The sequence below is a fragment of the Pseudomonas sp. NPDC087697 genome (assembly GCF_044743155.1).
Lineage (GTDB): Bacteria > Pseudomonadota > Gammaproteobacteria > Pseudomonadales > Pseudomonadaceae > Aquipseudomonas.
On the sequence record NZ_JBIUVW010000006.1, the window covers coordinates 118,346 to 144,091 of the forward strand.

Consider the following 25,746-nt stretch of genomic DNA (forward strand, 5'->3'; position numbering starts at 1 on the left):
ACTACTCCTGACCGGCAAGGCGACGACGGGCGGCCCAACGTAGTGCGCGCCACAGCAGGAAGGCCGTCAGCAGCACACTGATGGTGGCCATGGCCGCCAGCAGGATCGGGTGCTCGGACAATTGGAACCAAAGCAACAGCCACCACGGAAGGTGGCCGACGAAGTACTGCTGGCCCACCCAACTGCTGCCTACGCCACTGCTGCGGATCAGTGCCACGGAACCGGTAACGGCGTCTATTTTTCCAGTGTCGCCCAAGGTGTCGCGCAGCAGTTGGTAATCGGCGTCATCGCTGGCCAGCAAGGCCACAATGCTGCGCTGTGGGTGATACGGCGACTGCAAGCCGACAATGGCGGCGATCGGCGCATGGGCGCTGACTTCGACGCGGTTGGCACCCAGGTCGCGCTCATCGCTGAACTGGCCGACGCGGGCCGACTTGCCGTTTTGCTCATTGGACGGCTTGAGTAGCCAGGCACGCGTCTTGTCCAGCACCAGATTGGCATCGGCACCATCGCCAACGCCCGGTGCCATGGCGCCGAACACCAGCAGATCGACATCTGCCCTGGCGTCGTCCCAGTTGTCCGACAGCCGCAGGCCAAACGCGGGCAGGCCTGAGCGCGCAGAGATTCCAGCAATGGTCTCGAACACAGTACTCAGTTGCACAGGGCGACTGCGGGCCGGGACCATCACCAGGGTTTCCGACAGGTCAGCCATCCGGCTGTATGGAAAACCGCCTCGGGCAAAGGCGCGCAGGTCGGGCATGGCGATGTAGTGATGGTAGCCGGACAGGTCAATGGTCGACTCTTCATCGATCACGGCCTGGTTGTTCACCGGCAGCGAAGTCTGGCAACGGTCGCGCTGGGCGCTGCCAAAGGTGCTGGCAAAGTTGAAGTCAAAACGCAGGGTGTTACGGTCGCCAATCTTCAGCGCTGGCACCAGCAGCTTGTCGCTGAGGTTAGCCGACTCGTTGGACAGCACCGCCAGGCGCAGCTCCTCCAGACGGCTATCGGTCTTGCTTTGCAACGGCAGGCTGGTGATGAACTGGTTGTTCAGGCTGATGCTCAAGCGCGACTCGTCGTTGACCGACGGTGGCGTATAACGAAACTTGGTTTGCAGCGGAATCCCCTGGTTACGCCAGACGAACAGGTCAGGCGGCAGGTTCACGTCCACCGTGATGGACCGTGGCTGCAGACCGTTGGCCTGAAGCTGCTCGGGGTACTTGATCAACTCGGCGAAGCGTACCGAGCGGTCCGTGCGCATCCAGTTCGGCGCGTCATAAGGTACTCGCGGTTTGAGCTGCTCGACCTTGTTGACGGTCACGCTCGATCCACGAAACGCGCCTGCGCCCAAGGCCAGGGCGCGGGCAGCCACAGCCAGGTCTTCGTCGTTGCGGCCCAACACCAGCAACACCTTGCTGTAGGGATCCTGCGGGTTGTCGATCATCTGTACAACGGGCGCATCCACGACCGGGAACTTGTCTATGTCAGCCAGGAAGGACGGGCGATGATCGTTGGTGGCGAAGACAATGGCCGACTTCGCGCGATGGTGTTCATCAGCAGGCGGTAGCTGGTCGAACAGAACAGGGAACTGCGCACCACGCCAAGCGGCCTGGCTGCCGAAATAGGACGCCAGGATACCGGCTGCACGCTGCTCGCCCAGGGTCGGCGCATCGGCGAAGACCAAATTGAGGACCGGTTTGTCCTGGCCTCGAGTGTCGAAGAAAGGCATCGGGAAATAGGCCAGGTCGTTCTTCAGCGTGAGTGCCTGCTCCTGCAACTGGATCTGGCTGCTGCGCCCCACGTTCAACCATAGCGTGTTGTTGGCCGGATCTTCGCAGATATCGGTGTAGTGGCCGACAAACTCCAGGCGTACGCGGTTGAAGTCCGAAATCAGGCGCGGGTCCAGGGTTACCGATTGGTTGACCCTCTTGCCCAATTGGTCTTTCTCGATCGGCACTACGCTCATCAGCACGTCGTTGAGATACACCCGTAAATGCGAGATCTGTGGCAGCAGCGAAGGCGATGGCGTGTACTCCAGCTGCAGTTTCGCGTCGCTGGCGATGCGATCACGGCGCAGGCTGAATTCGATCTGGTCGCTATTGTGAATGCCCAGCAATAGGCTATCGGCGGGACGACCCAACTGCTCGAAGCTGTACGCGGTGCTCCAGCTCGGTACGTTGCTGACCGCGGCCGGCGCGACAGGCGCAAGTGCGGTGGCGGCCTGGGCGCAACCGGCGGCCAGGAGCGCCAGACTGGCAACAAGGGATTTGCTGAAGTAGCGGCTCATGGTGCGCTCACTGTTCGAGAGTTGGGAGTTGGGGCAGTTGCCGGCATGCGCGGCAGGAAACTGGCCAACCAGCGCAACATTCGCAAAGGCGGGCCGGCGATGCGGCGGATCCAGGCAGGCAGGTATTCGTAGAGGCGGTAGTAGCCGGTGCCGCCAAGTTTGACAATGTCCACAAAGCTGTGCAGCGGGCGATCAGGGGTAAAGTTCTCGCTCCAGTTGAGCCAGGCGTCAGCGCGGGCAAACGTGCACTGCACAAAGTCGATTTTCTGTTGTGCATTGAGGCCGGTGAAGCTGATGCCGATGAAGTTCTTGTGGCTGCGGCAGATGTAGCCCGGGAACAGGAATTCACGAGTGCCGCGCTGCATCATCAGCGAGATGCTCCCGCCCACCGCCAGCGACAGCGAGGTGTCGAGCTGGATGCCGGCGCCACCGTCGGAATAGTCCTGCAACATGCCTGGGTAAGAGTGACCACTTTCAAGGCGCACTGCAGCGGGTAACTTGGCGTGTACACGGTGGGTCTGGCGAACCTGGCGCGCTTCAGCGGCGACCGCCATGGCGCCCCCGATGATCACCAGGTTGTAGGCCACCCAGAGCATGCTCACCACAACGGTGACGATCTCGTCGCGGGGCCCGCAGATCAGACGCCAGATGGCAAAACCCAGGCCGATAATGTTCAGCAACGACAGTAGCAAGTACGGCTGGGCGATTTTCCAGTCGAACTGGTTGTGCTCCATCAGGCCACCCTTGGCGGTGACATTGAACTTGCCCTTACTGGGGTTGAACAGTGCCACGGTGGTGGGCCGCGCGATGTACCAGGCCAGCACGGTCTCGTACACCTCACCCCAGAACGTCCGACGATAGGCGCCCTGCATTCGTGAGTTGGTGAGGCTTGCGTGGATCATGTGCGGCAACACGTACAGCAGGATCATCAGCGCCGGGGCGTAGATGATGTAGGCATGCAGGAACAAAAACGCCATCGGCGCCAGCAGAAACACCAGACGCGGCACGCCGGCCAAAAAGTGCATCATCGCGTTGGCGTAACAGATGCGCTGGAAGAGGGTCAGGCCTTTTCCGAGCAGGGGGTTGTCGGTGCGGAAGATCTGCGCCATGCCACGGGCCCAGCGAATGCGCTGGCCGATGTGCGCTGACAGGCTCTCGGTTGCCAGGCCGGCCGCTAGCGGCACCTTGATATAGGCCGAGTTCCAACCGTTGCGGTGCAGGCGTAGCGCTGTGTGGGCGTCTTCGGTAACTGTCTCGACGGCAAAGCCGCCGATCGCGTCCAGCGCAGTGCGCCGCAGCACCGCGCATGAGCCGCAGAAAAACGCCGCGTTCCACATGTCGTTGCCGTCCTGAATCAACCCGTAGAACAGCTCGCCTTCGTTGGGGTGCTGGCGGAATACATCGAGGTTGCGCTCAAAGGGGTCCGGTGACAGGAAATGGTGCGGAGTCTGCACCAGCGCCAGTTTCGGATCACGCAAAAAACCTCCGGTGGTCATTTGCAGAAATGAGCGCACAGGTATGTGGTCACAGTCGAAAATGGCGACCAGCTCGCCGTTCAGTTGCTTCAGCGCGTGGTTAAGGTTACCGGCCTTGGCGTGACGATTGTCGCTGCGAGTGATGTAGCCCACTCCTACTTCAGCGGCGAACTGGCGGAAACTTTCGCGTTTGCCGTCGTCGAGAATGTAGATGTTCAGCTTGTCGGCCGGCCAATCGATGCCCATGGCCGCGTACACGGTACCCCGCACGATTGACAGGTCTTCGTTGTAGGTCGGGATCAACAGGTCGACGCTGGGCCACAGGTGCGTGTCGCGCGGCAGCGACGCCGGTTTGCGGCCCAAGGGCCAGCAAGTCTGGATGTACCCCAGGATCAGTACCACCCAGGAATAAGTTTCGGCCACCAGCAGGATCATCCCGCACGCCAGGTCCAGGGGCTGGTTATAGTTCAGGGTCGAGGTGTAGCGCCACCACAGGTAACGGCACGAGACGATGGTCGACAACACCACCATCAGCAACGTCGGAAAGCGTCCCGGAACCCGCCGCACCAGCATGGCCAGGCCCCACAGCAGCAAGACGAATACCAGCTGGGCAACGTAGCCGAAGGGCTCGGTGATGCACAGCAACGTCAAAATGAAGGCGACGACACCGATGGCCGCGTTGACCAATCGTTGGCTGCGACGGTCCAGGCCTTTCCACCAATGGCTGCTCTGGCGAATCTGCTGGCTGGCCTCGGCGCGCACGGGCAAGTCTTCCAGCGCCTTGCCGATCCGAGTCCACAGCCGCAGGTGCAGCGCCCCGACGGCCTTGAGCCAGGCCGGGGTCGCCAGCGTCCACGCCTGCGGCCTGGCCGGGCGAACCAGCAGCAGCCAGACGCTTTGCACCACATAGCGCAACGGGTCGCCCAGGCTCGGTGCCTTGTTGGTCAGTTGCGGATACCAGCGTTTGGGCTGATCGAGCACAGCGCGCCAGTTCGGTGACTCCAGGCGCAACAGCAGCCACGCCAGGGCGCTCATTGTCGCCAGCAGCAGCGCAACTGGCGGCGCACAGTCATAGCGCCGACGCAGGTGGGCATAAGGGAAAACGCGGGCGATCATGCCGCCTCCAGGCGTCGGGTCAGGCACCAGATGGCCAGGCTCAACACATCCTGGGCAGCCAGGCTGGCTTCGGCATAAGCTCCCACCGGTTTCTTGAACGCCAAGGCTTCGCGCATGGCTTCATCCTGATGCACGCTGAGTGGCAACAGGCGGGCACCATATTGTTTGCGCCAGATCAGTAGCAGGTCGCGCTGCAATTGGCTGACCGGGTCGAAGCGGTTGACCAGCAGATGCTCGCTGGGGGCTTCTTCCTGTTGCAGCAGTACATGGCAGGCAGCATCCGCCTCGACAATCCGCAGGCGCAACGCACAGGGCCCGACACGAGCATGACCGGGCAATCGCAAGGGCACATCGAACAGGATCCAGTCAAAGTGTTCGGCAAGGCTAGCCTGTCGGCGGCGCCACAGTTTCGGCTCATTGAGCAGGTGTTGCTCGATTTGATCCTGCTCTTCCAGTTTCAGGTGGCCATACGGCAAAACGTTCAATCCCGGCTCCACGGTCCAGGCCTGAGTGTTCCAGCCCACACCGTCGATCATGGCGCGCGCCCAGCCGCCGGGTTCGCTGACGCTGACGCCGAAGTGCAGGCGAAGCAGGTTCTCCGGGCACATGTCGACCAGCAGCACGCGCTCGCCAAGACTATGCAATGCGTGGCCCGTGGCCGCTAATAGCGAACTGGTGCCGACGCCGCCGCGCAGACCACGCAGACTAAGGGCGGTCACGACAGCGTCTCGAGTTCGGACTCATGCACCATCGGCAGGGCCGCCGGTTGCAGGCGCTCCATCTCCGCCAGCAGCGGCCAGCGATGTAGGGCCTTTTGCAATTCGATCTGCGCAGAAATGTCCACGTAGTCCAGTTCGGGCAGCTCAAGCTCGAGTTTCAGGCGGGCAATGTCATCGGCACGATCCGCACGCGACTGCACCCTGGCCTTCACTTGAAGCGCTGTGGGTAGGGCAGCCATCCTGCTTTCTCCTTGATTCGTATGTAAGGTTTTCCGGCGTAGTCAACGACCACAGTGCCAGCGTTTTCGGAGACTGCCGCTGTCTGCGGCAGGTTGCTCAGCAGGGCCGACCAGCTGGGACCCTGGCCATCCGCCTGGGGTTGGGCGCTGTACAGGCGACTGATGATTTCCGACAGGGCCAGGAAACTGCTCGGCTCGGTGATGTGCAGTGGTGCGGCATTGGGGTTGCGACCCATGCCCACCAGCTTGATGCCGACCGGTACGTGGGTGATGGACTGGCTCGGTATCTCGCGCATGCCGGCTATCTGCATGCGGTCGCCATGTAGCGCCGCGCCATGCTCCGGCACAATCACCACCACCACCCGACGGCCACTGAGCTCCAGTTGTTTAATGAAGCCATTGAGGTCGTCGATCAGCCCCTGGGCACGCGGTTTGTAATCACTGCTCTTGGTGCCGCCATCAGCGGTCAACGCACGGTTGCCGTCATGCAACGTCGTGGTGTTGTAGAACAGCGCCACGCGATCGCTCTTTTCTTCTTCGCGGTGCTTCCACCAGGTATCCAGTACCTGAGCATCGCGAAGGATCGGCGAACCGTCGAAGCCCACCAGTGCACGCGGCAATTTGCTGGTACTGACGGAGGGGGCCGGCAACGAACCCTGGGCGCGGACTTCGTCAAGGAAGCCTTCAAACTGCCCGGTGTGGTTGAGCATCACTTCGCTGGAAAAACCCAGCTTGCTCAAATCGTCCATCAACATGCACTGCTCCGGGGCAGTGCCGTAGAGCTGGCTGTGCGGAACCTGCCCACAACTGGCGCGCAACAGACGGATGGCTGCCGGGCCGCTGTAGGAAGTGGCCGAGTTGAAGCTGTCGAAAATCACGTCCATCTGCTGGAACAGCGTGTTATCGCGCAGACCCACGTCTTCCAGATCATCCCAGGCCATGGAACAGATATTGATCAGCAACAGGTCAAAAGGCTGCACGGCAGAAGTCGCAGGCTTGAACTCCACCTGACGCCCGGCCTCGGTGCTATAGAACTTCTGCAGGTAGGCTTCCAGTGTCGCGCTGTCCGGGGCGGCCGTGCTCACCGCAGCCATGGAGGCGCCACTGGCCGGCGCCGCGACCGGCTCGCTGCTGGTGTGCAGGGCCAGCACATTGGCGCTACCGAGCCAGGCCAAACCCAGCACGCTCAGGGTGGTCAGGCGCAGCCAGTGACGGACGAAGGCATAGACCACCGCCAGCACAGCCAGCAGCGCACACAGGTTCCAGTCGATGAAACGACCCGCCAGCTCGACCACGTATGCACCGGTGAAACTCATTACACCAGGCTGGTCCAGCAGGCGGCTGAAGGGGGGCAGCCAGGTGTCCTGGTAAAACAGCGCAACGCCCACGGGGATCGCAATGACCGTGCGCAGGATGCGCAAATAACGATACGGCAATGGCAGCAGCAATGCCGTAGCGAACACCAGGTTGGGCAATACCTGCAGGTTCAGGTAGCCAGCCCACAGCAGTACGAACTTGAGGATGAAATACAGATTCCAGGGACCCAGGCCCGGCCAGACGCGCACTGACGCTGGCTTAATGACTTCATACTGGCTCATGGGGCTCGCTCTGGACAGGGGCGCGACGACGCACGCCACGGGATTTCAGGTAACGCGGGGGCAAGAGGCTCTGCACGAAGGCCAGTAAATGGCGACCAAACCTGGTCAGTACCACAATCAGTGCCAGGGTCAGCAGGCTGCTGAGGCCGATCACCTGGATCAGCTCGGAATAACTCATGAACAGGGATCCGTAATGGGTAGTGTGGTGCGTTGAGGCGAATAGGCGCCACGCCCAGCGGCTTCGGCGGAGCTTCCAGCCGTGCGTTCTTCTGCCAGAAGGAACGTGGCAGGCAGCGAGGCTACCGTGAGGAAGTCCTCGCGTGGCAATGCTTCAACGCCTTGGAGAATCTCGAAGTCGCTGAACAGATCGCGCCAGGCCAGCCGGCAGATATTCCCCAATGCGGGTTCCAGCCCGTCCGCGCGACAGGCAAACAGGAACAGATAAAAAGCACCGTTGACCACGCAGGCGACGTCACCGAAACGACGCAAGCCGATTTGATTCAAGTACTGCTCGATTTCCAGGCCACCGCGCGGTATCAGTTTGAGCAGTTGGTGGCTGATTTCGCCGGAGGCGCCGCTGTAGACGCGCTCCAACATGTTGATGAATTCCCGGGGCGCTAACAGGCCACGCTCGGCGGGCGGCCGCAGGCGTTCGAATAGCGATTGGAAGTCGGTGGTGCGGCTCCGGCGCCAGGTCTGGCCCTGGGCACTGTCGATGATGCTGAAGAAGTGTGCCAGCGTCGTCCCATAGGGCACGGTGATGTTGGCGCCGCAGGACACCAGCAGACGCTCGTCCCGATAACGCAAGCAGGGCTCCATCTCGCGCACGATAATTTTCAGCGCGATGCCGCAGCGCTCGCGCAGGGCGTGAATCTGACGGGCCAACTCTTCGACCTGCAGGTTGTTGTCGATGGCCACGATGATGCTGGCAGCACGAGCGTGGCTGGCTTGCTGGAGCAAGTCCTCGCGGTTCTCGAACAGCCGCCACTGATCCGACAACGGCGGCGAGCCTTCGAGCACAGAACGCTGGGTCAGGTAGATCCGCTGGTCATCGGTATGGGTCAGTTGCACATTGGTCTGCTCATTGACCGATAGCGCGAAACCATCCGCCTGCAATTCAAGCTCAAACTCCTGCCCGCTGCACACGCCCCGTTCGCTGTGCCAGTAGTGCAATTGATAGCGAATACCACCATCACGGCGATAGAGCTGAGCGAGCCCGGAGATCGTATCGTTGAGCCGCAACAAACGGTCATGCAGTTGAGGGGTCTGGCCATGGCTGATCACCAACAGGGAGCATTGGCGTCCACCCAGCCATTGCCTCAGGGACAGGCAGCAATGCCGCAACTCTGGCGCGACGTCGCTCTGCCATGCGCTGTCCGGCAGCATCAACACAATAGTCGTGCCGGCAACCGGAGCAGCACGGGTCAGTTCGCCGACCAGCGATTTGAGGGTCAGGCCGATGTCGTCTTTTTTGATGTCAAACAGCTTCAGCTGACCAGGACCGGTATCTGCCGCCAGCTTCTGGGCCAGGTCCTGACTTGAATGCCCGCAGCACACCAGCATCCCTCGCGCATTGGCCGGCATCGCTGCCAGGCACTGGACCGCCAACGCGGCAGAATCGCTCGCCTGATCCACTGCCACCCAATAAAGCCCGCCGTCGCGCAACAAGATCTGCTCATCGCGCAGATGGCGGATGCCTAAGGTGACCTGACTCAAATGTAGTTCCCTTCCCTTTGAAGCGGATGTGGCGCGATCAGCACCTTCTCTCCGGCACAGCCTTGCAAGGGAGCCATTTTTCTGACGACTAGCACAAGCGCACCGAGCGAGGCTCAGTGTCAGACTTAGTCAACATAAATAGGATGTCGCACTGCCAAGCAGCCCCTGTGATGCTCAGGGAGCAAGCTTCCAAGCAATATAGAGCGGCTAGAAAAAGACGATACATTACATTCTCCGCCGATCACCATTCCCAGGCTCCCTTATACCTCGGTAATGGCGCGCAATTGTGATGATGTCGGACTGCCAGTGTCAATAAGTCGTAACAAATGAGATCAAATACTGCGGACAAACGGTGACATTTAATATTTCGCCAATTTATTGGCGATTAAGCGGCCAGCCCAATTCTTTATTGGGCTCCACATGAGACAGCTGCGCATCGATCATGCGACTGCAAGATTGGTACCGTTTCCGATGAGGCTGGCGCCACGAAAAAACCGATCAGCCAAGACCCGGATTGATGTACTGGAAAATGTACCAATCTCGGCTGGATTTGAGTGTTTTCAGAGGATGTCGCGGGAGGAGCCCATGAAAGATTTTTCTTTTGGCAAAAAAATGGACCTCTTTTCAGAGATCCATTTTTAATGTTTGGAGCGGGAAACGAGACTCGCATCTAGCGTACAACCGATTGTAATCTAAAGGTTTTTTCAATTAACCCAGCAGGAATGGACTTATTTTTTCGACTTGTTCGGAGGGCCTCTCAAGAACAGGAAGAACATAATCCGAAGCCGTGCTGCTCGAAAGAGTTTTCACACAACCTCGGCCAGAAGCAGATGTTCAATCCCTCAGCCAATTGATAATTATTCGCCAAATAGGCGATGACCTATCGCGCCCGACTACACGATAAATCAGTGACCATTGTAAGATCGTGCCAGGCAGTTGTTCCAGATCTCGCGCATCAGCTCCTTAAGCATCAACGCCTCCTCCCAGCGATCCGTGATGTCACGCCCATCAGCCCCCGTGATTGCATAGGGTGGCGGGCCGAGTTCGCAGGTGAAGGACAGGCTATCGGGCGTATTTGGCCGGGCCAGCCAATCCTCGATCCCATAGCGCCACCAGCCGAGGAACCGCTCCAGCCAGGGTCGATGCTGGGCGAAACTCAAGGGTACCTGGACCTGTTCGCAACTGGCGACCCGACCATGGAAACCCCAACTGTGACGCAGGATGGTATGGATTTGTTCGTCGTCCTCGGCAGTGGCCGACTCAGGCAATTCACGGCCCACAACGTAGTGGGACAAGTCGGCCAACAGTTTGAGGTCGGGCATTTCCGCGAGAATGTCGAGGGTGAACAACAGGTCGCTGGTGAGGCGATAACGGTGGGTTTCCAGCAGGATCGGAAAGTCCACCTGCTCGGCCAGCCGCTGCCAGCCTTCGATCAGCTCGATAGCGTGCGCCAGCGTGCGCGGCCGGACGTCGGCCTGCAGCGTGAGGTGGTGGCAGCCGTAGCGGGAAGCGACATCGAGCGCGGCCGCCAGATCATCCACGGTCCGGGGGAACAGTTGACCTTCGATTTGCAGGCCCTGCGCCTTGGCGGCGGCATTCAGGCGTGCGGCATGTTGCGCGACCCAGAAATGGTCGGTGATCCCGTCGAAACCGGCGGCGGCGATCTTCTCCAACTGCGCTTCAATGGAAAGGTCGCAGTGGCCACGGTGATCTTGCATGGCCCACAAGGACTGAAACACCAGGAATTCGCGCATGTCAGCTCCTCAGCAGTTGTTTGAGCGATACATCGGCATCGGCTAAAGCGACCACCGAGAGGGGGTTATGGTTGGCGATCAGCCGTTCGCACAACTTGATGTCCTTGGCGACGCTATTGCCCTGGCCCCAACTGCAGGCGCCCTGCAAACGTTGCTCGGTGTCGAGGTAGAACAACAGGAACCCCCCACCCGGGGTTGTCCGGCTCGCCGTGGGCTCTGTGTTTGAGATCACGCCCACAATCTGCAGCCCCCAGTCGTACTGATCGGACCAAAAACCGGGAATGACTTCGAAGGGCAGCTCACCGCCCAACAGATTCAGGGCTGCGTGACGGCCCTGGGTCTCGGCGTTGCGCCAGGTTTCCTGACGCTGGAAAACCCCTTGCGGGTGCAGACGAAATTCACAGACGTCGCCTGCCGCAAATATGTCCGGCGCACTGGTGCGCAACTGCGCATCGACGCGGACGCCCTGGCCGACTTCGAGCCCCGCGGCCGCGGCCAACTCAGTGTTGGGTTGCATGCCGATGCCTACCACCACCAAGTCGCAGGGCAACAACTGGCCGTCGACCAACTGCACGGCCTCGGCGCGGGTGGCGCCCTGCACCGCCTCAATGGCCACGTTCAGTCGGACATCCACGCCCTGACGGCGATGCAGTTCCAGCAGGACAGTGGACAATCGCTCCGACAGGACGCGGCCCGCCAGGCGCGGCCCGGCTTCGAGCAAGGTCACCGTGCAACCCAGGGCACGGGCGGTCGCGGCGACTTCGAGGCCGATAAAGCCGCCGCCGATGATCACCAATCGGGCGCCGGGTCGTAGCGAAGCACGCAGTGCGATGGCTTCGTCATGGGTTCGCAGATAAAGCACGTTGGGCAGATGCTCGGGCACTGAGGGCAACAGTCGCGCCCTGCCCCCGGTCGCGAGCAACAGACGGGTGTACTGCAACCAACTGCCGTCGGCCAACTGCAATCGATGTTGCTGCGGATCCAGGCTTTTTACCGGGTTACCGGCCAGGTGTTCGATGTCCAGTTCGGCGAGCTGAGCGTTGTCGCAGAGGCTGCAGCCCGCCAGATCAATCGTGCCCTGCAACAGTCCCTTGGACAGCGGTGGACGTTCATAAGGCGGGTGGGACTCGTCGCCGATCAGAATCAGGCGACCGCGATAACCTTCGCCGCGCAGGGTCAACGCCGCGCGGCCACCGGCATGCCCGGCGCCGACGATGACCAGTGGAACATTGGCAGGATTCATGGCACAGACTCCGTGCAGTTAAACCATAATGGCGAGCAGGACACGCCCCGCCTCGACCCGGACCGGATAGGTCTTGAGGTTGACGCACACCGGCGCGCCAAGGGCTTTGCCGGAGCGGTAGTCGAAACGCCCGTTGTGCTTGGGGCACTCGATGACATGCTCCATCACCAGTCCATCGGCCAAGTGGATGGATTCGTGGGTGCACAGGCCCGCTGTGGCGAAGAACTCGTCGTCGGCGGAGCGGTAGACGGCGTAGGTGTGCGGGCCATGGTCGAAACGAATGACATCCTCTTCATTTATTTCGCCCACGGCGCAGACGTCGATCCATTGATCGGTCATGGCGTTTTCTCTTGTAGTGGTAAAAACGGGAAGGTGTCAGGCCGGCGTTGCTTCAGGTTCTGCCTGGGTGCTGGCGGCCGGTGTTGCGCGTTGTGGCAAAGGGCGACGGATGAAATACGTCGGGTCTTTGCGCTGCTTCCAGATAGTCGGGAGGATTTCTCTGAAGGCCTCGAGCAGGCTGGTGTAAGGCGGCGGGCAGTCGTGGCGGATTTCTTCGTGAAGCTGCGCCAGCGCATGAAACGGCACCATCGGATACATGTGATGCTCAAGGTGATAGTTCATGTCGAGGTACAGAAAACGCAGCAGCGGGTTCATGTAAATGGTGCGGCAGTTGCTGCGGTGATCGAGCACGTCCTCGGCCAGGCCGACATGCTGCGTCAGGCCGAACAGGTACGACAGCCAGCCGCCGTACAGCGTCGGCAAACCGATAAACATCAGCGGCAGCCAGCTCTGCAGATACAGCGCCGCTCCCACGGTGAATCCATAAATCACCAGCCAGATACGCGCCGCCGTAAAGACCTTGGGCCACTCGGATTCGGGGATGAAGGTCTGCTCTTCTTCCGCCATCCGCCCGGTTGCATGCCGGCAGACTGACCACATCGTCCTGATCGCGTAAGGCATCCTGAACAGACTCAGCACCATATTGATCAGGCTTGGCGGACGCGGCTCGACGATCTCCGGATCGCGACCGACGATGATGGTGTCGGTGTGGTGTCTAGCGTGGCTCCAGCGCCAGACATGCGGTTCGAACATGAACATGAAGCTCGACAATTGGTAGATCGCATCATTCATCCAGCGGGTTTTGAACGCCGTGCCGTGACCGGTTTCGTGCCAACGGGCATTGGACGCCGTGCCGTAGAGCAACCCGTAGGCGAAGAAGAACGGAACGCAGGCCCAGGAGCCCCAAAACCAGTAACCCCCGAACCCGGTGACAACCATCGATAGCAACCAGATCGCGGTGTCGCGCAAGGCCGGGCCGTCGCGGCGCTGCATCAATTCCTTCATGCGTTTACGGGAAATGGGCGATTGGTACCAGTTGGCTGACACCAGGCCTTTTTGCGCCGCTTTGGCGGCTTCGGGACCGATCAATCGATAATCCCGAGGCACGGGTTTATTGGGGTGTTCAAAGGTTGCGTTTTGTTCAGGCATTTTATTGTTCTCCGCAAGCTTGATGGTTTTGGGCACTTGCTTCGATGCGGGATCACATCGTTGGAGAAAAGATAGAGAGCGCACTGATTACCCTCAAGCCCTTGAATACATTCCCTATCAAGCTATCATCCAGGCCCATTGAAGCTTGATAGTTTTCTATCAAAGCGCTTGCGGGGCCTGCCATGAACACCACTAAACGCCCAACCATCGCCACCGTCGCCGAACACGCGGGCTTGAGTGTCGCCACCGTGGACCGGGTGCTCAACGCCAGGGCGCCGGTCAACCCGGCCACCGCCGAGCAGGTGTTCCAGGCCGCCGAAGCAGTCGGTTATTTCGCGGCCCGGCTGATCGGCCAGCGAATCCGCGAACGCCGCCCCAGCTACCGTTTCGGCATCCTCTTGCTCGGCACCGCCCAGGCGTTCTACGGCAACGTGGCCGCCGCCATTACCGAGGCGGCGCAGCGTCAGGCTGACGCCAACCTGAGCATGCAATTCGAGTACGTCTTCGATCGCACACCCAGCGCGATCATTGCCCAAATCGAACAACTGGCGGTGCAGTGCGACGGCCTGGCAGTGGTCAGCTTCGCGCATCCGCTGATCAATGCCGCCATCGCTCAGATCAGAGCCGCCGGCGTGCCGGTGATCGCGCTGCTCTCCGACATTCATGAGGCAGCGGATGAGCCTTACGTCGGCCAGGATAATCATGAGGTCGGGCGCACCATGGGCTGGCTGATGGCTCACACCTGTGGCGCCCGCAAAGGCAGTGTCGGGGTGTTGCTCGGCGGCCACCGTTTCCTCGGCCATCAGGCGCGGGTCGAGGGGCTGCGCAGTTACCTGGCGGAGCGCGCACCGGGGTTGCGGCTGCTGGAAGCGGTGATCAATCTGGACAATAGCGACATCACCGAAGAGGCGACGCTGGAACTCCTGGCGCGGCATGACGACTTGCGGGGGCTGTGCGTGGTCGGAGGGGGCGGCGACGGGATCATCAGCGCCCTGTCGCAGCTGCCGAAGCGGCCGTCGCTGTGTTGCATTTTGCAGGAGTCGACCGAGCTGTCGCGCCAGGCCCTGGCGCAGGGGTTGATCAGCCTGGTTATCGATTCCCAGCCGCGATTGCTGGCGGCGGCGCTGGTCGATCTGCTGGTGGAATTGCAGACCGCATCGGACTTCGATCCGATCCGGCATCGCATCTATATTCCATTGCAGATCATGACCTCAGAGAATGCTCGACCCTGAACGGAAAGCATCGGCACTCAGCCCGAACCGGTTCATTTTGTTGTACAGCCCGCCGCGAGAAACGTTCAGATGTTTGGCGGCCAAGCGGATGTTCCCGCGGGTATCCCTGAGGGCCGCGATGATCGCGTTCATTTCATGGGCGCCGAGCTCCAGGGTTGCCTGGGGTTCAGGCACACTGCCCGGCGCCGACGGTCGCAGACTTTGCTTGATTTCAAGCGGCAGATCACCAGGCTGGATCAATTCGGTCACCGCCAGATTGGTCGCGCGTTCAATGGTGTTTTCCAACTCACGAACATTGCCTGGCCAGTGATAGGCGCAAAGAATATCCAGCGCCTCCGGCGAGATGCCCTGCACCGATTTGCGCAGCGAGCGGGCGCAACGACTGAGAAAATGTCGCGCCAGCAAGGGCACATCCTCGCGGCGCATCCTCAGTGGTGGAACCGTCAGGTTCAGGACGTTGAGCCGGTAGTAAAGATCCTCACGGAACGCGCCATCGGCCACTGCCTGGCTCAGGTTGCGGTGGGTGGCAGCGATGATGCGGACATTCACCTGCCGGGATTTCTTTGCGCCCACCCGCGTCACCTCGCCTTCTTGCAAGACGCGCAGCAGGCTGACCTGGGCATCAAAAGACATGTCACCGATTTCGTCGAGAAAGATTGTTCCGCCATCGGCCAATTCAAACTTCCCGGCCGATCCGCCACGGGCCGAGCCGGTGAAGGCGCCCTCGACATGCCCGAACAGTTCGCTCTGCACCAGGTCTCGCGGAATCGCTCCGCAGTTGACCGCCACAAACGGACCGCTGCACCGGTCACTGGCGTTATGAATCGCCTGGGCGAACAACTCCTTGCCGGTGCCGCTTTCGCCCAGGATCAGTGTGGTCGAGTCACTGCGACTGGCGATCCGTCCCAGGTGCAACGCGTCCTGAATGGCTCGCGAACTGCCCTGAATGGTTTCGAAGGTGTAGCTGGCCTGAGTGCCGATGATCCGCCGGGTAATTTCCCGGATGCGCCGGTTCTCCCGCAGCGAGACGATGCGCCCGCCCTGCTCCAGTGAGCACACGGACACCAGGCACGCCAGGTGGCTGCGATCATGCAACTCAAAGGTGCAATCCAGATCCCGCAGCCCTTCCCCGCCGCGTAGCAGAATCTCATTGGTCAGTTCGCTCTGGCCCAGACGCTGGAACGGGCTGCCCAGCAGGTCCCGACCCACGCGAAACAATTGCCGTGCATAGCGGTTGAGTGCCTTGATGCAGCCGCGCTCATCCAGCACCACCAATCCCTCGTTGAGCACTTCAAGCACGGTTTGTTGTTCTTCCAGCAGTGTCTGCAGCGCCATCTGCCGCGAGACCGCTTCGGCTGCGGCCTGGACGGTGCCCAGCGTATGGAAATGAAACCAGCCGGGCTCTGCGGTCAGGGTCAGCATGGCCAGTGTCCGGCCCTGGGCATCCCGGATCGGCGCGGCGGCACAATGCATGCGCCGCCGACGCAGGCCGATCCCGAAGTTTTCCTCGGCCAGCACATACACCAACCGGTCTTCGGCAAGCGCCAGGCCCGTGCAATTGGTGCCCTGCACCGACTCCAGCAAGCGGCTGCCCACCGGAGTGAGGTCCAGACCGCAGAAATACAGCGTCGTGCCTTCGGCATCAGTCAAATTGATATGGCCCCTTGGGTTGTAAGCCAGCAATCCCCGCATGACCTCTGCCGCCGCCGCGATCAACACGCGGTTGGCCGCCAGCGTCGCGGCCAGAACGGCGGGGGCAACAAAACGGTATTCGCCATCATCAGGATCAAGGCCGGCACTGACGCTGCGCAGCCAGGAGTCCCAAATAACCTGCCTGACCCCGGCAGGTCGATCGGTGCACCCCTTCAGACACGCCAGCCAGGCCTGCTCCAGCTCAGCGATCGGTCCTTCGCTCAACGACGCGGGACCGAGCGCAGTGATGTAATCGAGGTCTTGCACGCTGAAGGCCATTGGCTGTGGGATCACTCTTCACTCCTATGTTCATATTTTTGACATGTCAGTATAGACATGTCATTGAAATGAACACTTATTTCAATTGTTTTTTAGTATTCCCTTAAATATCAATGATTTAAATATTGGCACAGCCCTTGCTCCCTGCTTTGTACCGGCGAGGACATTCCTGCTGCCGAGTCGTTGAACAACAATAAAAGGGAGTCATTTCATGAGTGCATCCAAGATCATCCGCCTCGGCCTCATCGGCGCTGGCCGCATGGGCAGTTTTCACGGCCTGACCGCGGCCCGGCACATTCCTGGCGCGTGCCTGGCCGCCATCGCCGACCCGACACCCGGCCAGGCCGCTCGCCTGGCGGCAGAATTGGGTGTGCAGCGGGTCTATACCGACCCACAGCAATTGCTCGACGACCCGGAAATTGACGGCGTACTGATCGCAGCACCAGCCCGCAGCCATGCCGAATTGGTGATCAGTGCCACCCGAGCCGGCAAAGGCGTGTTTTGTGAAAAACCCATGGCCATCACTCTGGACGAGGCCGACCGCGCCATCGCAGCGGCTGCCGACGCACGGGTGACGCTGCAAGTCGGCTTCAACCGCCGCTTTGCCAAAAGCTTCCGGGCTGCCCACCTGGACGTGATCGCCGGCCGTATCGGTACGCCGCAACTGCTGCGCTCGCTGACTCGTGATCCGGCGCTGAACAATCCAGCCGCCTCGCCGCAGTGGGTGATTTTCCTCGAAACCCTGATTCACGACTTCGACACCCTGCGCTACCTCAATCCCGGCGCCGAAGCGGTTGAAGTCTATGTCATGGCCGATGCCCTGATTGCTCCGGACTACAAGAGCAAAGGGTTTCTGGACACCGCGGTGGTCACGATCCGTTTTGATAACGGCGCCATCGCCACCGCCGAGGCGAATTTCCAGGCGGTCTATGGCTACGATGTTCGAGGGGAAGTGTTCGGCAGCGCTGGCATGCTGACCATGGGCAGCGTCAACGACTCTGACCTGGTTCGCTACTTGGCCAATGGCATCCAGGGCGACACCCAACGCCTGGACACCGACCTGCTGCGTGATGCCTATGTGGCCGAGCTCAACCACTTTGTCGACTGCCTGCGCACCGGCGAAAAACCACTCGCCAGCGGCGAAGATGCCCGGGCGGCACTGGCGATTGCCCGCGCCTGTATCGAGTCCTTCCAACAGGGCAAAGCGGTGCGCGTGCAAGGAGGCCGTCCATGAGTTTCACACCGTTCAAACTGGCGATCAGTGCCGAGATGGTCTTCCTCGACCTACCGTTCACCGAACGCGTCAAACGCATTCATGCGCTGGGTTTCAGTTCCGAAATCTGGGACTGGACGACGAAAGACATTCCGGCCCTGGTCGCCACCGGCGCTGACTTCACCTCCATGACCGGCTACATCTCGGGCAACCTGACCGATCCCGAGGACATCCAGCACCTGCTCGACAGCGCACGGGAATCGCTGGCCGTCGCCGCCCAACTGAATTGCCCGAGCCTCAACCTGCATGGCACGGGCCTGGGCGACCAAGGCTTGCCGGTCAAACCGGTGGCCCATACCACCGGACGCATGTGGTTGAGCGCCTGCAAGACCCTGGAAAAAATCGCGCGCCTGGGCGAAGACGCCGGTCGGGTGTTCCTGCTGGAAAACCTCAACACCGAAGTGGACCACCCCGGCACTCCGTTCGCTCGCGCCGACGATACCCTGGCATTGATCGAGGCCGTGGGCAGCCCTCATCTGAAGATGAACCTGGACCTTTACCACGCACAGATCGGCGAAGGAAACCTGATCGAACTGATTCAGCGCGCCGGCAGCGCCATCGGGGAAATCCAGGTTGCTGACGTCCCTGGCCGCATGGAACCGGGCACCGGCGAAATCCATTATCCGGCCATTGCCAAAGCCTTGTTCGGCATGGGATATACCGGTGTTGTCGGGCTCGAGGGCTGGGCCAGCGGTGACAGCGAAGCGGCACTCGAACGTTTTCGGCAAGCGTTCACGCTGGATTGAAGAACCTGCGGCACGCTCGGAGGTTGATTCAAAGCGCGCCAGCAACCTTCATTTTTGATCTTGATGAAGTTCAATTCATAACAACAAAAGGAAAACCATCATGCGTCGCTGCACACTGCTTTTTGCCACGCTGTTACTAGTCTTCAGCCAATGGGCCGCCGCCAGCTATCGTATCGGTGTCAGCATTGCCAGGGTCGACGACAACTTCATGACCTATGTGCGCAGCGGCCTGGAAGACGCCGCCAAAAAGGAAAACGTCCAGATCCAGTTCGAGGACGCCCAGGGCGACGTGGTGCGCCAGCTCAATCAGGTCCAGGGCTTTCTCAATCAGAAGGTGGACGCGGTCATCGTCTTGCCCGTGGACACCGCCGCCACCGCCAACATGACCCGCGCCGCCGTCGAGGCGAAGACGCCGCTGGTCTACGTCAACCGCCACCCGGACGAACGCGTCTTGCCCAAAGGCGTGGTCACGGTGGCGTCGAATGACATTGAGGCCGGGCAACTGCAAATGCGCTACCTGGCCGAAAAACTGGGGGGCAAAGGCACCCTCGCGATTATCATGGGCGACCTGGCGCAAAACTCCACACACGACCGCACCGAAGGCGTCAAACAGGTGCTCAAGGACTATCCCGGGATCAAGATCGTCGAACAACAAAGTGCCGAATGGCAGCGCAACAAAGGCATGGACCTGACCAGCAACTGGCTGCTGGCCGGCACGAGTTTTGACGCCATCGTTGCCAACAATGACGAAATGGCCATCGGCGCCGCCATGGCACTGCAGCAGGCCGGCAAAACCAAGGGCGAGATTGCGATTGTCGGTATCGATGGCCTGCCTGATGGCCTGGCGGCAATCAAGCGCGGGATGCTGGTCGCTTCGGTATTTCAAGACCCCAAGGCCCAGGCGACCACCGCGCTGCAAGCGGCTATAAAAATGATCAAGGGCGAGCCGGTCGAGACGGATGTCTGGGTGCCCTTTCAACTGATCACACCGGAGCAGGTGGCCATGTTTGAGCAACATTATAAATAGCGTCAAACGCTAACCACTGACGCCGCTTTCCAGGTCAGGGATAAGCGGCGTTTTTAATTGCGTGAACAGCGTTGCACCGTTACCAAACACCGCTCCTCTTCCCTTCGGTACTCATTAGGCGTCATGTTTGTAAGCTTTCTGAACATGCTTATAAAAGACGACGTGTTTTTGTATCCCAACACTAATGAAATAGCCTCTACAGTCTGTCCTTGCTGCAATAGCGCCAGAGACTCAACCACCAATAGGCGCTGCCTCCACTCCAAAAATGTCATACCAAGATCGCGCTGGCAGCGACGAGCCAGTGTGCGCTCAGACACGTTCAACGACACTGCAATATCTGAAAAGGATCGTTGATCATAAGGATTGTTTTTCAATTGCGTCAGCAATGGTCCAAATTGAGGGTCAGCAGAATGAGGCAGGTAGCTACCGGAACTCTTTGCCCCCATAAATCGGTCGACTAACACCCTGAGCAAGCGCTTTTCTGCGTCAGTCTGATTTACAGTTTCAGCACTCTTGGAAACCCCCTCCAGCAACGAACGAAGCAACGTATCCACTTCCAAAGCACAGTGTTCAGCGGGCAGCAACGCACTGAATACGTTTGGTAAATAGATGGATATATGCCTCGCATGCTGTCGATTGAAGCTGGAGCGCCTTATGCCAGGAGGTAGCCACACCCCGTACTTATGTGGAACGAGATAACGAAAACCCTCTACTTCAACCTCTAACAAGCCGGAGAAGGAGTAGATGAACTCACCTCGCTCATCAAAAGCTCTAGAGGCAACGGTATTCGCAGGCAGCCAGGTTGACCTGGATAAAATGAGATCATCCGCCTGACTGGAGACTCCCCCACTCGCTCGACTCATCGCTTCGCCCTCCCATTCCACATCGCTGCGTTGCAACTGCTGCTCGAAATCACTTGGAGATCAGCCTTTCGCATGCGGCGAGCAATACACAGGTACAGATCGCCTGTGCAGCCGCCTCCAGGTCGCTCAATCCCGGTGATGAGGGAGCAATACGCAAATGCTGATCGAGCGGATCGTGGCCGTGCGGATAACAAGAGCCTGCCGAAGTCAAATTGACCCCTACCGCTCGTGCAAGCGCAACGGCATGCCTTGCAGTGCCAGGAAGGATATTCAGACTGATGAAGTAACCACCCTTGGGTTCACTCCAGCTAGCAAATCCGAATGGGCGAAGGTGCGAATCCAATTGATGAAGTACAGCTGAGAATCGCGGAGCAAGCAGTTTTCGATGCCCGTCCATCAGCGACTTCAACCCATCGAGATCCTTCAGGTAGCGCACGTGACGTAGCTGATTCAGCTTGTCCGGTCCGACACTTCTGATCGAGGCGTGGCTAAGCCACCACTCGACGTTGGCCTTGGACGAACCAAACAATGCAAGACCGGCTCCAGCGAATGTCATCTTCGAGGTCGAGCCAAAAACCAAGGCACGATCCGGGTGCCCGTGACGTACACAGGCCTGATAGATATTGGATATCTCAATGGCGTCCGAAGTCAGGTGATGCAAGGTGTAGGCATCATCCCAAAAAAGCCGAAAGTCCAAAGCCGCGGTCTGCATGGATGCCAAGGCTTCAATCACTTCGTCGCTGTAAACGGTGCCCGTAGGATTGCTGTATTTAGGCACGCACCACATACCACGGATGGTCGAGTCTTCAGAAACCAGTCTGCGTACCACATCCATGTCCGGCCCATCGTCCAGCAGTGGCACGGGGATCATGCGCACACCAAATGACTCGCACAGGGTGAAATGCCGATCGTAGCCAGGTACTGGACAAAGAAAAGCCACGGTTTGAGGCTCTTGCTGCCAAGGCATGGACGACTCAGGAAAGCCGTTGTGCATTGCAAAGGCCAAGCAGTCATACATCAGTGCAAGGCTTGAGTTTCCAGAAACCACTGTCTGTTCGGCTGGCAATCCGAGTAACGGGGCAAACAATCGACGCGCTTCTGGAAGACCTTGCTGTCCCATGTAGTTACGACAATCGGTGCCATCTTCAGCAAGGTAGTCGCCCGCCAGTGATAGTTCGAGCAAAGCATTAGAGAGGTCCAGCTGTTCGGAGCTGGGAACGCCTCGAGCCATATTGATCGACAGCGTGCGCTCACGTAGACGCAGATACTCAGCCTGGACTTGGCCATGTAATTGCTCTAGTGCGTCAATTGAATATTCGGCAAGTTTCAATTTACTACCTCTCTATCACGCCATGAACCCACAGCAGCTGTCTGGCCATGCGAGTCAACATCTGAATAATGGAAGTCCGAGACATCTCGGTCGTACTGAGTGAGGGCGCTGCGCCTAACATTGCCAACAGGCTACGTGTCACGAGATTGACGTCGGGGACCTTGAATAAGCCTGCCGCAACGCCGCGTCGGATGATTTCACTTAACTCACCGATGTAAGCTTCGTCCTGCTCCAGGATTCGACTGAGTTGAGCACCATGCAAGTGATGCAGCTCAAGGCGCACCAGATGCTCTTCGCGTGAATGCTCAAGGGCATGCTGAACATGAAAAGCAATAAACGCATCCAGCAGTTTCAGCACTCCGGCACGTTTGGGTTTACGCACCCACCAATCGCTCAGGCGCTGCTGTAAAAGCGAATCCAGCACTTCTTCCAGCACATCCAGCTTGCTCGGAAAATGGTGATAGAGACTGCCCGCGTGCAGCCCGACCTTTTTCGCGAGGCTTCGCATGGACATCGCCGCGAAGCCGTTCTCGACCATTAGCTCAAGCGCTGCTTCAACAATCACCTGATCGGCGCCTATCGCCGGACTCAGAGCATTTTCCTGTCTCATCTCTCACCCTGCACCCGGCTCATTGCAGCTCAAACAAGGGCTGGCCATAACCAATCAGATCACCGTCTTCGGCCAGTACGCAGATCACTCGTCCAGCACGATCAGCGGTTACTTCATCAAGCAAGACGCCGTTCTGGAGAAAAGCTATTACCTGACCTTTCTCGACATTGGCACCGGGCGCGATAAACGGATCGTCGCGTTGGGGATGACGCAAGCGAAGGATGCCCATCCCTGGTGCCGAAACGATCCCACAGGCTTCCAGATTCGGGCTCACCGGGGTCGATGCTGACGCGGGAGAAACGCCGCCGAGCGTAAGACGCAGACAAGCACCCGCCTGCTCAAACTCGAACGTTTCCAATGAGTGAAGCTTCAACAGCTGGACAATCTGTTCAATGAACTGCGGACTCATTTCGAGACCTCCTGATCCTGGCTTAGGTAACGCTCAAGGTGATGGATATCAAAGCCACCCGCGACGAAGCCGGGCTCATCCATCAAACGCTGGTGCAAAGGAATACTGCTTTTGATTCCACCCAGATCGGCTTCTGCCAGAGCGCCACGCATCCGCTTGATCGCCTGCTCGCGACTCGCTCCGTGGGCCAGAAATTTCGCCACCAGCGAGTCGTAATACGGCGGCACTTGATAGCCGGCATACAGGTGCGTATCGATGCGGATGCCCGGACCGCCAGGGGCCACCCACCGGGTCACCGTGCCCGGAGCCGGAGCGAAGCTAAAAGGATCTTCGGCGTTAATCCGACACTCGATGGCATGGCCGTTCAGGCTGATCTGATCCTGGCGAATCGACAGCGGCTTGCCCAATGCCACCAGCAATTGCTCACGAACGATGTCTACCCCGGTCACCAACTCGGTCACAGGATGTTCAACCTGAACCCGGGTATTCATCTCGATAAAATAGAACTCGCCGTTCTCATACAAAAACTCGAAGGTGCCTGCGCCGCGATAGCCGATCAATTGACAGGCTTTGACACAACGCTCGCCAATGGCAGCGATAGCTTTACGGTCCACCCCAGGCGCTGGTGACTCCTCAATGATTTTTTGATGGCGGCGCTGCATTGAGCAATCCCGTTCGCCCAGCCAGACGGCATTTGCGAAACCATCCGCCATCACTTGAATCTCGATATGACGTGGGTGCTCAAGAAATTTCTCAAGGTAGACTTCGGGATTACCGAACGCCCGGCCGGCTTCTTCCCGTGTCATCGCTACCGATTCAATGAGCTCCTTGGGGTCGCGAACAATACGCATGCCTCGACCTCCACCACCTCCCGACGCCTTGACGATCAACGGGTAACCACAGGCCTCGGCCAGCTCCCTGACCGTCTCGGCATCGGCCGGCAAAGCACCAGGCGACCCTGGGACACAGGGCACCCCAGCCTCCAGCATCGCCTGCTTGGCGCTGACCTTGTCGCCCATCAGGCGGATGGATGCTGACGTCGGCCCGACAAAAACCAATCCCGCCTCCTCCACAGCCTGCGCAAAATTGGCGCTCTCCGCCAGAAAGCCGTAGCCCGGATGGATGGCCCCAGCGCCGGTCAGTTTCGCAGCTTGAAGCAGGCGCTGTGGATTCAGATAACTCTCACTCGCTGCAGCCGGACCAATACACAAGGTCGTGTCAGCCAGCGCCACATGCCGCAGGTCAGCGTCTGCCTGAGAGTGCACGGCGACCGTACGCAAACCCAGATCCCGCGCAGCCCGCAGAATCCGCAGCGCTATCTCACCGCGATTGGCGATCAGGACAGTGTCGAAAAGTTGTTGGGACATCACTTAATCCGCCGCTTCGATAAGGAACAAGGTGCTGCCGGCTTCGATCATCTCGCCGTCACTCTTCAGGATCGCGCTTACCCGCCCTGCCCGATCTGCTTCGATTGGGTTGAGCATTTTCATCGCTTCTACGATGGCCAGCGTCTGGCCCTCCTCCACGACATCGCCGACCTCGATAAACGGTGGTTTATCAGGCGACGGAGAACGATAAAAAATGCCTACAAGACCCGATGAAACCGGGTGTCCATTGGACTGAAGAGCGACCTGAGGCAGGGCCAGCAGAGTTTCAGTAGCGACATCCCCGCTTGTCACAGACAACGGCGCCTGGCGCGGCACCGACTGCTGGCTGGACAGTGCACGTAAACCCAGACGTACCCGACAATCGCCTTCGCTGTATTCCAGCTCCAAAACCTGCGATCGCTCGACGATCTCGATCAGGCTTTCAATGAATTCAAGTTTCATATCAACATCCGCTTTGCCAGGTTAAGTTCAGCTCCATACGTTCAAACGAAGCTGGCGATTGCAATGCCTTCGTCTTCCAGAGTTCGACGTACGTGTGCCGCGATCCCGACGGCTTCCGGTGTGTCGCTGTGAACACAGATCGAGTCGATGGGACAGGGAATGAAACGTCCGGAAACCGTTTCGATACCTTGCGCACGCACCATGCGCACCACTCGCGCAGCAGCTTCATCCGGATCATGGATGACCGCCCCGGGTAACTTGCGCGACACCAGGTGCCCTTCTTCGGTGTAGGCGCGGTCGGCAAAAATCTCTGAACGCACCTGTAAACCCATCTCTGCGGCAATCCGGGCCTGATGCCCCATAGCGATCGCCAGGCAGATCAGCGAAGGATCAACCGCCTTCACCGCCCGACAGACCGCCGCTGCAACGTCAGCGTCGGTCTGAGTCAGATTACCCAGCGCACCATGAGCCTTGATGTGGGTGATAGGGTGTCCGGCCAACGTCGCAAGCGCTTGTGCCGCACCAATTTGATAGGCAACCAACCGCTCGATTTCACCCATCGAGAACACCATGTTGCGGCGCCCGAATCCCCACAGGTCTGGAAACCCCGGGTGCGCGCCAACCGCAACGTTGCGAGCCTTGGCCAGGGTGAAAGTCTTGGCCATGACTTCAGGGTCCCCGGCATGAAACCCGCAGGCGATATTGGCCGAGCTGACAATGTTCAGAATCGCCTCATCATCGCCCATCGTGTAGGCACCGAAGCCCTCCCCCATGTCTGAGTTCAGGTCGACGCTAAAGGCTTTTTTTGACATGAATACGCCTCA

The 25,746-nt window shown here is 59.5% G+C and carries 23 protein-coding genes; 4 read left to right on the forward strand and 19 right to left on the reverse strand.

Features of this window, described 5'->3' with window-relative positions:
* Window position 1 precedes the first annotated feature (1 nt).
* The 11 genes from bcsB to ACIPIN_RS07015 all read right to left on the reverse strand — a co-directional run bounded on the left by bcsB (window position 2) and on the right by ACIPIN_RS07015 (window position 13,632).
* Window positions 2-2,284, reverse strand: a complete 2,283-nt coding sequence (gene bcsB, locus ACIPIN_RS06965) for a cellulose biosynthesis cyclic di-GMP-binding regulatory protein BcsB (RefSeq protein ID WP_401116946.1) — start codon at window positions 2,282-2,284, stop codon at window positions 2-4.
* Window positions 2,281-4,875 (reverse strand): UDP-forming cellulose synthase catalytic subunit, encoded by a 2,595-nt coding sequence (gene bcsA / locus ACIPIN_RS06970; RefSeq protein WP_401116948.1) that lies wholly within the window; start codon window positions 4,873-4,875, stop codon window positions 2,281-2,283. Before bcsA ends, bcsB begins: the two co-directional genes overlap by 4 nt.
* Window positions 4,872-5,594, reverse strand: a complete 723-nt coding sequence (gene bcsQ, locus ACIPIN_RS06975) for a cellulose biosynthesis protein BcsQ (protein WP_401116950.1) — start codon at window positions 5,592-5,594, stop codon at window positions 4,872-4,874. Before bcsQ ends, bcsA begins: the two co-directional genes overlap by 4 nt.
* Entirely contained in the window at window positions 5,591-5,833 is a 243-nt protein-coding gene (bcsR, locus tag ACIPIN_RS06980) for a cellulose biosynthesis protein BcsR (protein WP_401116952.1), read from the reverse strand. The genes bcsQ and bcsR overlap by 4 nt, the downstream gene beginning before the upstream one ends.
* The gene (gene bcsG / locus ACIPIN_RS06985; RefSeq protein ID WP_401116954.1) at window positions 5,803-7,431 is read right to left on the reverse strand and encodes a cellulose biosynthesis protein BcsG; all 1,629 of its coding nucleotides are present in this window, start codon (window positions 7,429-7,431) and stop codon (window positions 5,803-5,805) included. Before bcsG ends, bcsR begins: the two co-directional genes overlap by 31 nt.
* On the reverse strand, window positions 7,418-7,609 hold the full coding sequence (gene bcsF / locus ACIPIN_RS06990) for a cellulose biosynthesis protein BcsF (protein ID WP_401116956.1): 192 nt from the start codon (window positions 7,607-7,609) through the stop codon (window positions 7,418-7,420). The genes bcsG and bcsF overlap by 14 nt, the downstream gene beginning before the upstream one ends.
* Window positions 7,606-9,147, reverse strand: coding sequence for a cellulose biosynthesis protein BcsE (bcsE, locus tag ACIPIN_RS06995; RefSeq protein ID WP_401116958.1), 1,542 nt, complete (start codon window positions 9,145-9,147; stop codon window positions 7,606-7,608). Before bcsE ends, bcsF begins: the two co-directional genes overlap by 4 nt.
* Before the next feature lie 905 nt (window positions 9,148-10,052).
* A complete protein-coding gene (locus ACIPIN_RS07000) occupies window positions 10,053-10,901 on the reverse strand; it encodes a sugar phosphate isomerase/epimerase family protein (protein WP_401116960.1) in 849 nt (282 codons plus the stop codon).
* Between the two features lies 1 nt (window position 10,902).
* Window positions 10,903-12,144: an NAD(P)/FAD-dependent oxidoreductase gene (locus tag ACIPIN_RS07005; RefSeq protein ID WP_401116962.1), complete on the reverse strand. Its 1,242-nt coding sequence runs from the start codon at window positions 12,142-12,144 to the stop codon at window positions 10,903-10,905.
* Between the two features lie 18 nt (window positions 12,145-12,162).
* Window positions 12,163-12,483, reverse strand: a complete 321-nt coding sequence (locus tag ACIPIN_RS07010; RefSeq protein ID WP_401116964.1) for a MocE family 2Fe-2S type ferredoxin — start codon at window positions 12,481-12,483, stop codon at window positions 12,163-12,165.
* A gap of 36 nt (window positions 12,484-12,519) precedes the next feature.
* The gene (locus tag ACIPIN_RS07015) at window positions 12,520-13,632 is read right to left on the reverse strand and encodes a fatty acid desaturase family protein (RefSeq protein WP_401116966.1); all 1,113 of its coding nucleotides are present in this window, start codon (window positions 13,630-13,632) and stop codon (window positions 12,520-12,522) included.
* Window positions 13,633-13,814: 182 nt separating this feature from the next.
* Between ACIPIN_RS07015 and ACIPIN_RS07020 the strand changes: the two genes are divergently transcribed.
* On the forward strand, window positions 13,815-14,864 hold the full coding sequence (locus ACIPIN_RS07020) for a LacI family DNA-binding transcriptional regulator (protein ID WP_401116968.1): 1,050 nt from the start codon (window positions 13,815-13,817) through the stop codon (window positions 14,862-14,864).
* Here the strand turns inward: ACIPIN_RS07020 and ACIPIN_RS07025 are convergent.
* Entirely contained in the window at window positions 14,844-16,835 is a 1,992-nt protein-coding gene (locus ACIPIN_RS07025; protein WP_401117073.1) for a sigma-54 interaction domain-containing protein, read from the reverse strand. The genes ACIPIN_RS07020 and ACIPIN_RS07025 overlap by 21 nt on opposite strands.
* 211 nt (window positions 16,836-17,046) lie before the next feature.
* Between ACIPIN_RS07025 and ACIPIN_RS07030 the strand changes: the two genes are divergently transcribed.
* From ACIPIN_RS07030 to ACIPIN_RS07040, 3 genes are all read left to right on the forward strand, one after another.
* Window positions 17,047-18,069 (forward strand): Gfo/Idh/MocA family oxidoreductase, encoded by a 1,023-nt coding sequence (locus ACIPIN_RS07030; RefSeq protein WP_401116970.1) that lies wholly within the window; start codon window positions 17,047-17,049, stop codon window positions 18,067-18,069.
* Window positions 18,066-18,854 (forward strand): TIM barrel protein, encoded by a 789-nt coding sequence (locus tag ACIPIN_RS07035; RefSeq protein WP_401116972.1) that lies wholly within the window; start codon window positions 18,066-18,068, stop codon window positions 18,852-18,854. Before ACIPIN_RS07030 ends, ACIPIN_RS07035 begins: the two co-directional genes overlap by 4 nt.
* A gap of 100 nt (window positions 18,855-18,954) precedes the next feature.
* Window positions 18,955-19,881, forward strand: a complete 927-nt coding sequence (locus tag ACIPIN_RS07040; protein ID WP_401116974.1) for a sugar ABC transporter substrate-binding protein — start codon at window positions 18,955-18,957, stop codon at window positions 19,879-19,881.
* Between the two features lie 53 nt (window positions 19,882-19,934).
* Here ACIPIN_RS07040 and ACIPIN_RS07045 read toward each other — a convergent pair whose 3' ends face one another.
* From ACIPIN_RS07045 to ACIPIN_RS07075, 7 genes are read right to left on the reverse strand one after another with little or no spacing between them, the layout of a single operon-like run.
* Window positions 19,935-20,780 (reverse strand): AraC family transcriptional regulator, encoded by an 846-nt coding sequence (locus tag ACIPIN_RS07045; protein ID WP_401116976.1) that lies wholly within the window; start codon window positions 20,778-20,780, stop codon window positions 19,935-19,937.
* Window positions 20,781-20,793: 13 nt separating this feature from the next.
* Window positions 20,794-22,074 carry an aminotransferase class I/II-fold pyridoxal phosphate-dependent enzyme gene (locus ACIPIN_RS07050; RefSeq protein ID WP_401116978.1) on the reverse strand — a complete coding sequence of 427 codons (1,281 nt, stop codon included), beginning with the start codon at window positions 22,072-22,074 and terminating at the stop codon, window positions 20,794-20,796.
* A 4-nt stretch (window positions 22,075-22,078) separates the two neighbouring features.
* Window positions 22,079-22,684 carry a TetR/AcrR family transcriptional regulator gene (locus tag ACIPIN_RS07055; RefSeq protein ID WP_401116980.1) on the reverse strand — a complete coding sequence of 202 codons (606 nt, stop codon included), beginning with the start codon at window positions 22,682-22,684 and terminating at the stop codon, window positions 22,079-22,081.
* Window positions 22,685-22,703: 19 nt separating this feature from the next.
* Window positions 22,704-23,093 (reverse strand): acetyl-CoA carboxylase biotin carboxyl carrier protein, encoded by a 390-nt coding sequence (locus ACIPIN_RS07060; protein ID WP_401116982.1) that lies wholly within the window; start codon window positions 23,091-23,093, stop codon window positions 22,704-22,706.
* A complete protein-coding gene (gene accC / locus ACIPIN_RS07065; RefSeq protein ID WP_401116984.1) occupies window positions 23,090-24,460 on the reverse strand; it encodes an acetyl-CoA carboxylase biotin carboxylase subunit in 1,371 nt (456 codons plus the stop codon). Before accC ends, ACIPIN_RS07060 begins: the two co-directional genes overlap by 4 nt.
* 3 nt (window positions 24,461-24,463) lie before the next feature.
* Entirely contained in the window at window positions 24,464-24,922 is a 459-nt protein-coding gene (gene accB / locus ACIPIN_RS07070) for an acetyl-CoA carboxylase biotin carboxyl carrier protein (protein WP_401116986.1), read from the reverse strand.
* A gap of 41 nt (window positions 24,923-24,963) precedes the next feature.
* On the reverse strand, window positions 24,964-25,734 hold the full coding sequence (locus ACIPIN_RS07075) for a LamB/YcsF family protein (RefSeq protein ID WP_401116988.1): 771 nt from the start codon (window positions 25,732-25,734) through the stop codon (window positions 24,964-24,966).
* Window positions 25,735-25,746 lie beyond the last annotated feature (12 nt).